Origin of the sequence: Bradyrhizobium sp. CCBAU 45394 (assembly GCF_028128655.1) — a bacterium.
Classification (GTDB): domain Bacteria; phylum Pseudomonadota; class Alphaproteobacteria; order Rhizobiales; family Xanthobacteraceae; genus Bradyrhizobium; species Bradyrhizobium diazoefficiens.
In genome coordinates this window covers 105,985-120,226 of sequence record NZ_LBIX01000171.1, presented here as the reverse complement: position 1 = coordinate 120,226, position 14,242 = coordinate 105,985, and the positions used below count along the sequence as shown (strand labels likewise).

The 14,242-nt window shown below is 67.2% G+C and carries 11 protein-coding genes; 8 read left to right on the top strand and 3 right to left on the bottom strand.

Translation table 11 applies throughout. The features are described 5' to 3' along the window. Positions 1–28 precede the first annotated feature (28 nt). The 8 genes from WN73_RS28500 (at position 29) to WN73_RS28465 (ending at position 7,008) form a co-directional block, all read left to right on the top strand. Positions 29–421 (top strand): lipopolysaccharide assembly protein LapA domain-containing protein, encoded by a 393-nt coding sequence (locus WN73_RS28500; RefSeq protein WP_011083567.1) that lies wholly within the window; start codon positions 29–31, stop codon positions 419–421. Between the two features lie 66 nt (positions 422–487). Next, complete coding sequence (locus tag WN73_RS28495; RefSeq protein ID WP_028172494.1) at positions 488–1,159, top strand: phosphoribosylanthranilate isomerase; 672 nt, start codon at positions 488–490, stop codon at positions 1,157–1,159. Beyond that, positions 1,156–2,373, top strand: coding sequence for a tryptophan synthase subunit beta (gene trpB / locus WN73_RS28490; protein WP_011083569.1), 1,218 nt, complete (start codon positions 1,156–1,158; stop codon positions 2,371–2,373). Before WN73_RS28495 ends, trpB begins: the two co-directional genes overlap by 4 nt. Further along, on the top strand, positions 2,370–3,206 hold the full coding sequence (gene trpA, locus WN73_RS28485; RefSeq protein WP_011083570.1) for a tryptophan synthase subunit alpha: 837 nt from the start codon (positions 2,370–2,372) through the stop codon (positions 3,204–3,206). The genes trpB and trpA overlap by 4 nt, the downstream gene beginning before the upstream one ends. 112 nt (positions 3,207–3,318) lie before the next feature. Then, a complete protein-coding gene (gene accD / locus WN73_RS28480; RefSeq protein WP_011083571.1) occupies positions 3,319–4,260 on the top strand; it encodes an acetyl-CoA carboxylase, carboxyltransferase subunit beta in 942 nt (313 codons plus the stop codon). Continuing rightward, complete coding sequence (locus tag WN73_RS28475; RefSeq protein WP_271555683.1) at positions 4,257–5,600, top strand: bifunctional folylpolyglutamate synthase/dihydrofolate synthase; 1,344 nt, start codon at positions 4,257–4,259, stop codon at positions 5,598–5,600. The genes accD and WN73_RS28475 overlap by 4 nt, the downstream gene beginning before the upstream one ends. Before the next feature lie 140 nt (positions 5,601–5,740). After that, positions 5,741–6,481, top strand: coding sequence for a metallophosphoesterase family protein (locus WN73_RS28470; protein WP_271555681.1), 741 nt, complete (start codon positions 5,741–5,743; stop codon positions 6,479–6,481). 86 nt (positions 6,482–6,567) lie between these two features. Then, a complete protein-coding gene (locus WN73_RS28465) occupies positions 6,568–7,008 on the top strand; it encodes an SRPBCC family protein (RefSeq protein WP_011083574.1) in 441 nt (146 codons plus the stop codon). Between the two features lie 74 nt (positions 7,009–7,082). On the opposite strand, the gene trxA is transcribed toward WN73_RS28465, so the two are convergent. The 3 genes from trxA to addB all read right to left on the bottom strand — a co-directional run bounded on the left by trxA (position 7,083) and on the right by addB (position 14,120). Further along, positions 7,083–7,403 (bottom strand): thioredoxin, encoded by a 321-nt coding sequence (gene trxA, locus WN73_RS28460; RefSeq protein WP_007598398.1) that lies wholly within the window; start codon positions 7,401–7,403, stop codon positions 7,083–7,085. A gap of 67 nt (positions 7,404–7,470) precedes the next feature. Next, a complete protein-coding gene (addA, locus tag WN73_RS28455) occupies positions 7,471–10,980 on the bottom strand; it encodes a double-strand break repair helicase AddA (RefSeq protein WP_271555673.1) in 3,510 nt (1,169 codons plus the stop codon). Further along, complete coding sequence (addB, locus tag WN73_RS28450; protein WP_271555671.1) at positions 10,974–14,120, bottom strand: double-strand break repair protein AddB; 3,147 nt, start codon at positions 14,118–14,120, stop codon at positions 10,974–10,976. Before addB ends, addA begins: the two co-directional genes overlap by 7 nt. Positions 14,121–14,242: the final 122 nt, after the last annotated feature.

The window sequence follows — 14,242 nt, the reverse complement described above, 5'->3', positions numbered from 1 at the left end:
AAGCTTGATTCAAGGCGAGCGAAGCGAGATGCGAAAGTTCCTGACCGCGCTGATCGTGATTCCGCTGGGTCTGATCCTGGTGGTGTTCGCCGTCTCCAACCGGCATTTCGTCACGGTCTCCTTCGATCCCTTTGTCTCCGACGACCCGTCATTGTCGGTCACGCTGCCGCTGTTCCTGCTGCTGATCCTGGTGGCGGCGCTGGGCGTCCTGGCCGGCGGCTGTGCCGTCTGGCTCGGCCAGCGGCACTGGCGCCGCGCGGCCCGTCGGCATGAGGCGGATGCGCGCAGCGCCCGGACCGAACTGGCCGGCTTGCGGGCCCAGACGGCCGCGGCGAAGCCCGATTCCCAGCGCCTCCCCGCCCCCGTCGGGGTGGGCCTTTACGGGCCCGTCGGGCGAGACAAGCAGCGCGCGACGTTGTAGAAGCGGCCGCAACCGAAAACCCTGCTTTCCGGCCGCGGAGTTGCGGCCTTTACCTGCTTTGAGACCATGTCCCTGCTCGTCAAAATCTGCGGCCTGTCCACGCGCGAGACGCTCGAAACAGCGCTCGACGCGGGCGCCGACATGGTGGGGTTCGTGTTCTTTCCGCCGTCGCCCCGGCATCTGTCGCTGGAGCTTGGCCGCGATCTCGGCCGCCAGGTGAATCGGCGCGCGCTCAAGGTTGCGCTCACGGTCGATGCCGATGACGCCACGCTCGACAACATCATGGACGCGCTGTCGCCGGACATTTTCCAGCTCCATGGCAAGGAGACCGTCGCGCGGCTGCGCGACATCAAGCAGCGGTTCGGCCGCCCCGTGATGAAGGCGGTGCCGGTCGCAACCTCAGCCGATCTTGCCGTGCTGCCCGGCTACGCCGCGGTCGCCGACCGCATCCTGTTCGATGCGCGCGCGCCGAAAGACGCGACGCGGCCCGGCGGCCTGGGCGCGCCGTTCGACTGGCACCTGCTCGAAAACCTCGATCTGAACCTGCCCTACATGGTCTCGGGCGGACTTCACGCCGACAACGTTGCGGAGGCCCTTCGCATCACCCGCGCCGGCGGCGTCGACGTGTCCTCCGGTGTCGAGAGCGCTCCCGGCGTCAAGGATCCCGAGCTGATCAAGGCCTTCATCCGCGCCGCGCGCGCCACCCAAGATGCAAGTCAAGAGTTGAGCGTCCGATGAACATCGCCAAACCAAACTCCTACCGCAGCGGGCCCGACGAGCGCGGTCATTTCGGCATCTTCGGCGGACGCTTCGTCGCCGAAACGCTGATGCCGCTGATCCTCGATCTGGAGAAGGCCTACACCGCGGCCAAGGCCGATCCGGCCTTCCAGGCCGAGATGAACGGCTATCTCAAGAACTATGTCGGCCGGCCCTCGCCGCTCTATTTCGCCGAGCGTCTCACCGAGCATCTCGGCGGCGCCAAGATCTACCTCAAGCGCGAAGAGCTCAACCACACCGGCTCGCACAAGGTGAACAACGTGCTCGGCCAGATCATGCTGGCGCGGCGCATGGGCAAGAAGCGCATCATTGCCGAGACGGGCGCCGGCCAGCACGGCGTCGCCACCGCGACGCTGTGCGCGCGCTTCGGCCTCGAATGCGTGGTCTATATGGGCGCCGTCGACGTCGAGCGGCAGCAGCCCAACGTGATACGCATGGAGATGCTGGGCGCAAAGGTGGTCCCGGTGCAGTCGGGCACGCGCACGCTGAAGGACGCCATGAACGAGGCGCTGCGCGACTGGGTCACCAACGTGCACAACACGTTCTATTGCATCGGCACGGTCGCGGGCCCGCATCCCTATCCGACGCTGGTGCGCGACTTCCAGTCGATCATCGGCAACGAGACCAAGGCGCAGATGCAGGAGGTCGAGGGCCGCCTGCCGGATTCGCTGGTCGCCTGCATCGGCGGCGGCTCGAATGCGATGGGCCTGTTCCACCCATTCCTCGACGATCCCTCCGTCGAAATTTTCGGCGTCGAAGCTGCAGGCCACGGGCTCACGCAGCTTCATGCGGCCTCGATCGCGGGCGGCCGTCCCGGCGTGCTGCACGGCAACCGCACCTATCTGCTGATGGACGCGGACGGCCAGATCCAGGACGCTCATTCGATCTCGGCCGGCCTCGACTATCCCGGCATCGGCCCCGAGCATTCCTGGCTGCACGAGATCGGCCGCGTGAACTATCTCTCCGCGACCGACGACGAGGCGCTCGCCGCGTTCCAGCTGCTTTCAAAGCTGGAAGGCATCATCCCGGCGCTCGAGCCTGCGCATGCCATCGCCAAGGTGATGGAGCTCGCGCCGAAGCGCGCAAAAGATCACCTGATGGTCGTCAATCTCTCCGGCCGCGGCGACAAGGACGTCCCGCAGGTCGGCGACATCCTGAGGGGCAAGAGCAAGTGACCACGCGTATCGACATCCGTTTTGCCGAGCTTGCGAAGCAGGGCCGCTCGGCCTTCGTGACCTTCCTGATGGCCGGCGATCCGGATCCCGCCACCTCGCTCGAGATCATCAAGGCGCTGCCGAAGTCCGGCGCCGACGTGATCGAGATCGGCATGCCCTTCACCGATCCGATGGCCGACGGTCCGTCGATCCAGGCGGCGGGCCTGCGCGCGCTCAAGGCCGGCATGACGCTGAAGAAGACGCTCGAGCTCGTGCGCGGCTTCCGCAAGGACGACAATGCGACGCCGATCGTGCTGATGGGCTATTACAACCCGATCTACATCTACGGCGTCGACAAGTTCCTTGTCGATGCCAAGAGCGCCGGCGTCGACGGCCTCATCATCGTCGATCTGCCGCCGGAGGAGGACGACGAGCTCTGCCTGCCCGCGATGAAGGCCGGCCTGAACTTCATTCGCCTGGCGACGCCGACGACCGACGACAAGCGCCTGCCGGCCGTGCTCGCCAACACCTCGGGCTTCGTCTACTACGTCTCGATCACCGGCATCACCGGTGCTGCGGCGGCGGATTCCTCGGCGGTGAGCGAAGCGGTTGCCCGCATCAAGCGTCACACCAAGCTGCCGGTCTGCGTCGGCTTCGGCATCCGCACGCCGGAGACCGCGCGCGCCATCGCCTCGCATGCGAATGGCGCGGTGGTCGGCACGGCGCTGGTCGATGCGCTCAAGAACAGCCTCGATGCAGACGGCCGGGCCACCGCCAAAACCGTTAACGCCGTCGCCGAACTGACGGCATCCCTGGCCCAAGGCGTCAAAGGCGCACAACAGGCGGCGGAATAGGCCATAATTCCGCTTTTGGGGCGGACGACACGGCGGCTTGCCGGGGCAGGGTCCGGCAGCCATATATCCCTTCAGGCGATCTCCGGAGCGGGATCGCACATCGGAGCAAACCATGAACTGGCTTACCAATGTGGTCCGGCCGAAGATCCGCAACATGCTGCGGCGGGAGACGCCGGAGAATTTGTGGATCAAGTGTCCGGATTCCGGGCAGCTCGTGTTCTACAAGGACGTCGAGGCCAACCAGTTCGTCATTCCCGGCTCGAACTACCACATGCGCATGGGCGCGGTGGCGCGTCTGAAGTCGATCTTCGACAACGAGACCTGGTACGACGTCGCGCTGCCGGATGTCACGCCGGATCCGCTCAAGTTCCGCGACGAGAAGAAATACGTCGACCGCATCAAGGATGCCCGCGCGCGAACTAACCTCAACGACGCGATCAAGGTCGGCTATGGCAAGCTCGAAGGCGCCGCCGTCGTCATCGCCGTGCAGGATTTCGACTTCATGGGCGGCTCGCTCGGCATGGCCGCGGGCGAGGCCATCGTGCGTGGGCTCGAACTCGCGGTCGAGAAGAAGTCGCCGTTCATCGTGTTCGCCGCATCAGGCGGCGCGCGCATGCAGGAAGGCATCCTGTCGCTGATGCAGATGCCGCGCACGACCGTCGCGGTTCAGATGCTGCGCGAGGCAAAACAGCCCTATATCGTCGTGCTGACCAACCCGACCACCGGCGGCGTCACCGCCTCCTACGCGATGCTGGGCGACGTGCAGATCGCCGAGCCCGGCGCGCTGATCGGCTTTGCCGGCGCGCGCGTGATCGAGCAGACCATCCGCGAGAAGCTCCCGGAAGGCTTCCAGCGCGCCGAGTACCTGAAAGAGCACGGCATGGTCGACATGGTCGTGCATCGTCACGATTTGCGCCCGACCCTGGCACGGCTCTGTCGCCTGTTGACCAAGGCACCGGCGCTGGAGACCGCGTCGAAATCGGTGCAGCCTGTCGTCAGCCCGGCGCAGATCGTATCGGCTTCCGAGACGGCGCCGGCCGCGCCGCACGCGTGAACGCGTCTCCTGACAGCGCAAAGCCGCCGCTCGACGAATTGATCGGGCGGCTGTCGGCCCTGCATCAGAAGCGCATCGATCTTGGGCTGGAGCGGATGCATCGTCTGCTCGATCGGCTCGGCCACCCCGAACGCAAGCTGCCCCCGGTGATCCACATCGCCGGCACCAATGGCAAGGGCTCGACGCTCGCTTATCTGCGCGCGACGCTGGAAGCGGCAGACCTGCGCGTCCACGCCTACACCTCGCCGTATCTGGTCCGCATCAACGAATGTTTCCGGCTTGGTCGCCTCGGTGGCGGCGTGCTGGTCGGCGACGACGAACTGCGCGCCGCGCTGGAAGAAGTCGAGCGCGTCAATGCCGGCGAGCCTGCCACCGTGTTCGAGCTGAAGACGGCTGCCGCGTTTCATCTGTTCGCGCAGAATCCGGCCGATGCGGTGCTGCTCGAGGTCGGCCTTGGCGGCCGGCTCGATTCGACCAATGTGGTCGATACGCCGGCGGCCACCGTGATCACGCCTGTGAGCATGGACCACACGGACTTCCTCGGCGATACGCTGACCTCCATCGCCGGCGAGAAGGCCGCGATCATCAAGCGCGGCGTGCCCGTGGTTTGCGCCGAGCAGTCGGGCGAGGCGATGGCCGTGATCGAGGCGCAGGCCAAGCGCATGCGCGCGCCGCTGTTTGCCGCGAACGAGAGCTGGCACGTCAATGTCGAGCATGGGCGCCTGGTTTATTCCGACGATCGCGGCCTGATGGATCTCGCCGCGCCGCGCCTGTTCGGCCGCCACCAGTTCGACAATGCCGGGCTTGCGATCGCGACTTTGCGCGCGATTTCGACATTCAAGGTCAACCAGGCGGCGTTCGAGGCCGGCATCGTCGGCGCCGAATGGCCGGCGCGGATGCAGCGCATCACCTCGGGCGAGCTGCTCTCCTGGGGGCCGCAGGGCTCGGAGATCTGGCTCGACGGCGGGCACAATGCGGAAGGCGGGCGCGTTGCGGCGGCCGCACTCGGCGATCTCGAGGAACGGGTGTCGCGGCCGCTGGTCGTGATCGCGGGCATGATGGCCAACAAGGATGCGCGGGCCTTCCTCGCCAATTTCGCCGGCCTCACCCGTCACATCATCGCGGTGCCGATTCCCGACACCGAGAATGCGATGCCGGCCGACCGCCTCGCGGACGCCGCGCGCAGCCTCGGCATGCGCGTCGAGCCCGCGCCGGGCATCGAGGCCGCGCTGCGCGCGCTGTCGAAGCTCGCCTACGAGGTGCCGCCGCGCATCCTGATCACCGGCTCGCTCTATCTCGCCGGCCACGTGCTCGGCATCAACGGCACGCCTCCTGCATGAGCTGTCTTGTCCCGGACAAGGCGCATCGCGCAAGCGATGCGCCGCAGAGCCGGGACCCAGAATGCCGCAACATGGGCCCCGGCTCTGCAGCGCACCGCTGAAGAAGCGCTGCGCTGCGTCCGGGGCAAGAGAGAAGGCCAATGCGTTTTGCCGCGATTGCCGACATTCACGGAAACCATCTCGCGCTGGAGGCGGTGCTTGCCGACATCCGCGCCCAGGGCATCGCCGACCTCGTCAATCTCGGCGACATGCTGAGCGGTCCGCTCGACGCGCGCCGGACCATCGAGATCCTGATGAATCTCGACGCCGTGCATGTGCTCGGCAATCACGACCGCTACCTGCTCGACCGTCCGCCGGAGAAGATGGGCTCGTGGGATCGTCCCGCCCATGCGGCGCTGAATGCCGTGCAACTCGATTGGCTGCGGGCGCAGCCGATGACGCGCGTGTTTCGCGACCGGGTCTTCCTCTGCCATGCGACGCCCGAGAACGACGAGGTCTATTGGCTCGATACCGTGCATCCCGACGGCACGGTGGCGCTATCGCCGCTCGACCGCATCGAGCAGTTCGCGCAAGGCATCACGCAGTCCCTGATCCTCTGCGCCCACACCCATCTCGCCCGCACGGTGCGGCTTCGTGACGGCCGGCTGATCGTCAATCCCGGCAGCGTCGGTAGCCCGGGCTATCGCGACAAGCATCCGTTCCCGCATGTCGTCGAGGCCGGCACGTCGCACGCGCGCTACGCGATCCTCGAACTCGTCGATGCTGCTTGGCAAGTGACCTTCCGCCATGTCGTCTATGATCACGAGGCGATGGCCGCGCTCGCACGCCGCAACAATCAGCCGGAGCTCGCGAACGCGCTCGCGACGGGATGGATCAAGTAGCGCCGCTTCGCTCCATCCGGGCGGCGGGTTTGACTCCTTGATAAGGGCGCTTGTTATAAGCGTACATATCAAAGTGGGAGCGCGCCATGGACGACGGCCATGTCTGGCGAAACGAATATACCATCGAGACGTCTGCAACCGCAGAGACGATCTGGGGCATCTTTCGCGATGTCCCCGGCTGGAAAAACTGGAATGCGGGTATCGAGCAGATCGACATCGACGGGCCATTCGCGGCCGGCACTTGGTTCACGATGAAGCCCCCCGGCGAGGAGACGCTACGCTCGCAACTGATCGAGGTTCGCGAGAACGTGTGCTTCATCGATGAAACGCGAGTCGGCGATCTCGTCATCACAGTCGCCCATCGCATCGAACCGCTTGGCGATTCTCCTGGACCGGCGCGCACGCGCATCGTTTACGCCGCGGACGCGCGAGGGCCGCAAGCGTCCGAGATCGGTCCGGCTGTCGCGTCGGACTTTCCCGATGTTCTCGCCAGTCTCGCCAAACTTGCCGAAACGAGATCGGCATGATTGCCGCCGACAAAAAACAAAACGGCCGGCGTGTTGCCGGCCGTTGCAGAATTCTCAGTTACTCGCGAGGCGGATCACACCGCCGACGTGATCCACTGCTGCAGCTTCGCCTTCGGCGCCGCGCCGACCTGGCGGGAGGCCATCTCGCCGCCCTTGAAGATCATCAGGGTCGGGATCGACATCACGCCGTACTTCGACGCGGTCTTCGGGCTCTCGTCGACGTTGAGCTTCACGATCTTGACCTTGTCGCCCATCGCGCCGGCGATCTCGTCGAGGGCGGGCGCGATCATGCGGCAGGGACCGCACCATTCGGCCCAGAAATCGACGACCACAGGGCCGTTCGCCTTGAGCACTTCGGCTTCGAAATCAGTGTCAGAAACCTTGCCAACGGCCATGGGAGTACCTCACTCGGTTGAAAGAATCGGCGCGGATGGGAATCGCGCCCGGGATCATGGCGTCAACCTATGAACGGCCCCTTGCCGGGTCAAGGACGCTCACACCGAGATGAAGGGATGCCAGCGCCGCGTCCAGCGCGGGGGCCGAAATCTCCATATATTCAAGGGCCTCGGTCCAGAGCAGGACGGCCCTGACCGGCTTTTGGGGATAAAGCCGCGCCAGCACCGCCCGGTACAGCGCAAGCTGCCGGACATAGACGGCGGGCGCCTCAGTCGCGCTTTTGGGCGCCGCCTGGTTGGTCTTGAAATCGACGATCAGGACCTCATCCGGACGAACGACCAGCCGGTCGATCTGCCCCGACACCAGCGCAGGCTGGAGGCCTGGCCGCTCCAGCCGGCCGACGATGGCGACCTCCGCCCGGCTGCCGGCGGCAAACACCGGTGCAAAGCGCGGCTCGGCGATCAGCGCGAGCACCTTGTCGGCCAGCGCGGTGCGGTCGGCCTCCGCCCAGTCGGAGGCATTGCGCGCCATGAAGCCGCGCGCGGCCTCGCGCCGCCGCTCGGCGGCGATGTCGGGCAGCGACTGGAGCAGCCGGTGCACCAGCGTGCCGCGTTGCAGCGCGAGCGCGCGCGACTGCACCGATTCGCCTGACCGGACCGCGCGGCCTCCCTCCGCAGACTGGCCCGAGGGGCGCACGGAATCGTCGTCCTGCATCTCGCGCGGTGCCGGCGTCCGCAGCCAGTCCGGCAACGCGATCGTCTGATCCACGAATGTCGCGGGCGTGCCGAGGGCAACGACGTCCTCCGGCCGGGCGAATCGCGTCACCTTGCCAAGCGGCGTTTCCAGCGTCTGCTTCTCCAGGCCCGAGCCGGTAAGCCCGGTGTCGACCAGGTCGTACCAGCTCAGCTTGCGGACCGTCCTCATATTGCCGGGCATGCAGCCGCCGACGATCAGCCGGTCGGCCGCGCGCGTCATCGCGACATAGAGCAGGCGGCGATATTCGTCCTCGGTCTCCTCGAGCATGGCCTTGCGGGCCTCGGCGACGGGCTTGGGATCGTCGGCCTTGCGGCCCGCCCACACCACCACCTCGCCGCCGTTGCCGCGCGGCACCTGGATCAGACGGACCCGCTGCGAGTCCGCGGGCGACGACGTGGTGTCGACCATGAACACGACGGACGCTTCAAGGCCCTTGGCGCCGTGCACGGTCATCACCCGCACCTCGTCGCGGGAGATTTCCATGTCGCGCTTCACCTCGGTGTCGGCCGAGCGCAGCCAGGCCATGAAGCCTTGCAGCGACGCCGGCGCCTTGCGCTCGTAGTTCAGCGCCAGCTCCAGGAATTCGTCGAGCGCGTCATTGGCCTCGTGGCCGAGCCGGCGCAGGATGCGCGCGCGTCCGCCGTCGCCGCCAAGCAGCCAGGCGTAGAAGGCGAACGGTGTCTCCTCGCGCGCGCGAGTTTCGCAGGCCTCGAGCCGCCGCAGCACCGCGGCGAATTTCTCGCTTCCGGCCGCCTGCTCGCCGAGCGCCCGGCGCAGCGAGCCCTTGCGGCCCCAGGCAAGCGCAAACAAATCGTCATCGTCGAGCCCGAACAGCGGGCTCTTCAGCGCGACCGCAAGCGCGAGATCGTCCTGCGGCAGCAGCAGCGCGTCCGCAAGGTTCATCAGGTCGATGATGCCGATGTGCTCGGTGAGCTTCAGCCGGTCGGCGCCGGCGACCGGCACGCCAGCGTGCTTCAGCGCCTGGATCACGGCATCGAACGCGTTGCCGCGTCGGCGGACCAGGATCAGCATGTCGCCGTAGCGCAGCGGCCGCCGCTCGCCGTCATGTCCGGTGAGCGTGCCGCTTTCGACCAGCCGCTTGATCTCGGCCTGGATGCGGCGGGCGAGCTTGACCTCGGGGCTGGTGACGGCAACGCCGTCGAACGGCGCGCGCCAGCCCTCGATGTCCTGCCTGTCGTCGGCTTCAGCCAGGTCCCACAGCTCGATCACGCTTGGCCCTGCATCGGCGAGCGCATTGTGCAGGGGATGGCCGATCTCGACCGAATGGATGCTCTTGTAGATCGCGGGGTCGCGGAAGACGTGGTCGACCGAGTGCAGGATCGCGGCGCCCGAGCGGAACGAATAGGTGAAGGCGACCGGATCGAATTTCAGCCCGGCGGCGGTGAACTTGCGGTGCAGCTCGCGCCGGCGCGCGTCGAATTCCCGGGGCTGCGCGCCCTGGAACGAGAAGATCGACTGCTTCTCGTCTCCGACGGCGAAGATGGTGCGGTTCAGCCCCTCGCGCGCGCCTTCGCCCGCGGTGAACTCGGAGATGATGTGCGCGACGATGTCCCACTGCCGCGGACTGGTGTCCTGCGCCTCGTCGATCAGGACGTGGTCGACGCCGCGGTCGAGCTTGTAATGCACCCAGCCCGAGGAGACGCGGTTGAGCATCGCCAGCGTTTTGTCGATCAAATCGTCATAGTCGAGCAGGCCGCGCTCCTGCTTCTCGCGCCGGTAGTTCGCGGCAGCAGCGGTCGCGATATGCAAGAGAGCCGCCGTGCGGTCACGCATGGTTACCGCGCGGCGCTTCTCGATCAGTCCAGCGAGGCGCTGGGCCTCGTTCTCGAACAGGCGGGCGATGGAGGGATTGTGATCGCAAAATTTCTTGGTCAGCACCGCCTTGCGCGGCAGCTTCTCGTCGGTGAGGAAGACGCCGAGATAGGCGTCGACCTGCGCGCCGCCCGAAAACGCTTTTGCCTCGCGGAGCCGGCTGGCCTGGTCGTTGTCGGATTTGCTGCCATCTTCCAGCGCAAACGCGATGTCGTCCCAGCGCGATCGCGGCAGGAATGGACCGTCGAGAATCTCCGTCTCGACGTCCTCGATGCGGTCGGCGGCGTCAACGCCCAGCACCGCCGCCATCTGCGCGGCGGCAGCTTCTGCGTTGCCGGCCTCGTCGGTCCAGGCCATGAAATGATCGCGGCTCAGACAGGCCTCGCGCACGACCTCCTTGAAGGTGACGTCGGCGGCGCTGGCCATCGCGGTCAGCAGCGCGCGGCCTGTGACCGTTTCCGGGTCGCGCGCGGCCTCCAGCAGCACCTTCAGATTGGCGCGCTCCATCATGTCGGTCTGGTCGCGCTCGTCGATGACGGAGAAGCGCGCCGGCACGTTGGCTTCGAACGGAAACTGCTGGAGCAGGCGGGTACACAGCGCGTGGATGGTCTGCACCTTCAATCCACCGGGGGTCTCCAGCGCACAGGCGAATAGCTTTCGCGCTTCGCGTCGCAGCTTTGCGCTGGGATGCGGGATGCCGACGGCACGGATCGCGGCATCGAGCGCGGTGTCGTCCAGCGTCACCCAATGGCCGAGCGTGGTGAAGACGCGCTCGGCCATGTTGGCGGCGGCGGCCTTGGTGAAGGTGATGCAGAGGATCTTTTCCGGCGGCACGCCCGACAGCAGCAGACGGATCACGCGCTGCACCAGCACGTGCGTCTTGCCCGAGCCCGCATTGGCCGACACGAAGGCCGATGCGGTCGGATCGGATGCACGCGCCTGCCTGGCGCGCACCTCATCGGGGATTGGGCGTGGCGCCTTCACCATTCCTCGATCCCCAATCCGCCGGCTGCCGACCACTCCTTGATCCGGGCGAGGTCGTCATAGGTGCCGTAGCGGTTGGACCACATCGGCAGGTTCAACGAGGTGTAGGCCTGGTTTTCGTCCTCGAAGGCGCGGATCAGCGCTTCCAGCTTGGCCCGGGCCTCAGCGGCAGCAATATCCGGCGGCAGCGGTTCGTCGCCTTGCTTGAACTTGAGCTCGAGGATGCGCTCCTCACCCGGCGGATTGTTGCCGCTGAGGCGGACATAGACGAGCTGGCTCACGGATGAGCCGGCGTCGATGTCGGGAAAGCCGCCTTCGCGCAGGATCGCCGCCTCCAGCGTGAGCTGTGGCGACAGGCCCATGCGGACCTGCTTGCCGGTCGGCGGCTGGCCGGTCTTGTAGTCGAGGATGGCGTAGCCGCCGCCCTGGCGGCGCTCGATGCGGTCGGCGCGCGCGGAGAGGCGGAAGCTGCGTTCATTGTCGAGCGTGATCGAGATCTCGCCGCGAGTCTCCGCGGTGATCGCCTCGACCACGTCGCGCCGTGCCGTCTCCCACTCGCCGAACCAGCGCGCGATGCGCTGGAAGCGCGGCCACCACAGCGCGCGCGCCTCGGGGCGCTCCATCAGCGGCGCGAAATGCTTTTCGCCGATCGCGCGCAGCACGCGGGCGGGATCGTCGGGCAGACGCGTCGCATAGCGTTCCGTGAATTCGCCGATCGCATCGTGGATCGCCGAGCCGCGGTCGGCGGCCGACAGCGGCATGTCGACGGGATCGAGCGCATCCAGCCGCAAGATGTGCTTGGCGTAGATCGTGTAGGGATCGCGCAGCCAGTCCTCGATCGCGGTGACCGACATCTTCAGCGGCCGTGTCGCGCGCGGCGGTCGCGGTTCGGGTTGCTTGATCGGCCTGACCTCGTCGGGCTGGTCCAGCCGATCTGCGAACCGCACGTATTTCTCGCCGGCGCGGATGGCCGCCTTCCAGCGATCGTCGCCCGCAACCGCCTCCAACCGATGCAGGAAGCGCGAAGCCACCGCTGGCGCGCCGCCGGCCTTGGCGGAATGGGTGAGGATCACCTCATCTCCGCCGAGCAGCTGCGCGAAATCGTGGGCGGAGAGGCCGATGCGGCGCTCCGGCAGATCGAGGCCGAGCTCGTGCCGCATCGGGCGGCTCAGCCAGGGATCGATGCGCGGCGCCGGCGGCCAGACGCCCTCGATCAGCCCGCCGACGATGATGCGGTCCGCCTGCATCAGGCGCGATTCCAGCGGGCCGTAGATTTGGAGCCGCGCGCCCGGCTTGTCACGCCGCCGTACCGCGCGATCGCCGAACGCGGTCTGGAAGACATCAGGGTAATCAGGCAGCGGCACCATCAGTCCGCTGGTCGTGCCGCCGCGCAGGAGATCGTCGAAGGCGCCGGCGAGTGCGAGGCCCTCGCGCTCCTCGAAGGCCAGCGGGATGCCCTGCTCGTCGCGCGACAGCTCGATCATGATCTCGCGATGCCGGTGCGCGAGCTCGGCGAAGTCATATGGCTTTGACGACGCCAAACTCTCGATCGGCGCCAAGGCTTGTCGCAAGGCATCGATCAGGGCCTGGACGCGATCGAGATCCTCCGCCTTGAGGCGTGCGCGTGGCTCGGCCTTGTGGAGCGCGGAGACCTCGCTGCGCCACAGCTTGGCCAGTTCCTCGCGAAAGCGGTTGAATTCACGCAGCAGGCCTGCGGTGCCCGCAGGCGGGCGCGTGCCGCGCAAGACGGCGAGCTCCAGGCCTTCGATCGCCGCCTTCCAAGCGCCCGGCGCGCGGCCCAGCCGGCACAGTGGATGTTTCAGCATCGCCAGCAGCGTCGGCGGCTCCAATCCCTTGGTCGCCGCTTCGGCCGCAAGGCGCGCAAAAACGCCGGCGAATGTCTCCATCAGCACGTCGCCGCCGGAATCGTCGAAGGCGAGGTCCCATCGGGTGAGCGCAGCCATCACACGGCGCGCCAGCGCGCGGTCCGGGGTGACCAGCGCCGCCGACTTGTCGAGGTGCCGCGCCTCGCGCATCGCGATCGCAATCGCCAGCGCTTCCATTTCGGGGTTGGGGGCTTCGACGACCGCGAGGTTTGTCATGCCGCCGGCGATCTTTGCCGCGATATCCGGCTGCTTCAGCCGGTCGTGCCAGACTTCCGTCTTGGCGGAGGGCCGCATCGATTCGGATGCGAGCAGGTCGCGGCCCCCGTCCGCCGGCGACTGGAGAATCTCGACATCATCGCGCTTGATGCCGAAGCGCTCCAGCAGCGCGTGCATGGCATATTGCGGATGGTTCGACGCCGGATGCTCCGCGAACTTGCCGAGCGCATCGCGCACGCCGCCGATGGTCCGCCAGGCATCCTCGTCGAGATCAGTGTCGAGGCCCGGCAGCACCACCGCGCCATGCGGCAGCGAGGCGACCGCATGCAGGAATTTTGCGGTGGCCGGCATCGAGCCGGTCGAGCCGGCCGCGATCACGGGCCCATGCGGATGCGCGGTCAGGCGCTTCGCTTCCGCCGCGATCAGGAGGTCGCGCCGCGCCGCGGGCTCGATCCTGTTGATCTCGGCGAGATGGCCGGGCCAGGCGATGCGGGCGATGCGCAGGAATTCGAGCGAGTGCTGCCAGTAGCGATCGAGCTGGTCCGGCACCAGGCCATCGAGCGCGCTCCAGTCGACCCCGCGCGTCACCATGTCGTCGATCAGGCGCGCGAGATCGCCGGCGAGAGCCAGCGTCGAGGCGGGGCCGCCGACCACCAGCGGCGACAGCACCGGCCCCTTGGCCCAGGCCGCGACGAGCTGCGCCAGCGTCAGCCGTCGCTCGAGCTCGCCAAGGCGCGGCGGGATGTCGAGCGGCGTTGCGCCGGAAAACTGCTCGCCTTCATCGGCGAAGGCGAGCTCGTCCTCGTCGATGTCGCCGAGCGCGACGATGCGCGGCAGCACGACCGCGTCCGCCTTCATCTCGTCGAGGAAGATCTCCCGCACGACACGCATGGCGCGCCGGGTCGGCAGGTACAGCGTGGCGTCCGCAAGCCGCGCCGGCTCCTTGCGCGCCTCGAATCCCGCGACCAGCCGGCCGTCGAGCAGGGCCGTGACGACCGTGCGCAGGAACGGAACTGAGATGGGAACACTGAAAACGCGCATCGGCTGCCTGATTCGGGATCAGGCGCCAATATAGGGAGGCGGACACAAATGGTCATGGGCGGAGGTGAAGTCGTCCCCGCTGTTCGTCACGGCCCGTAGCCTCGTAGGGTGGGCAAAGGCGC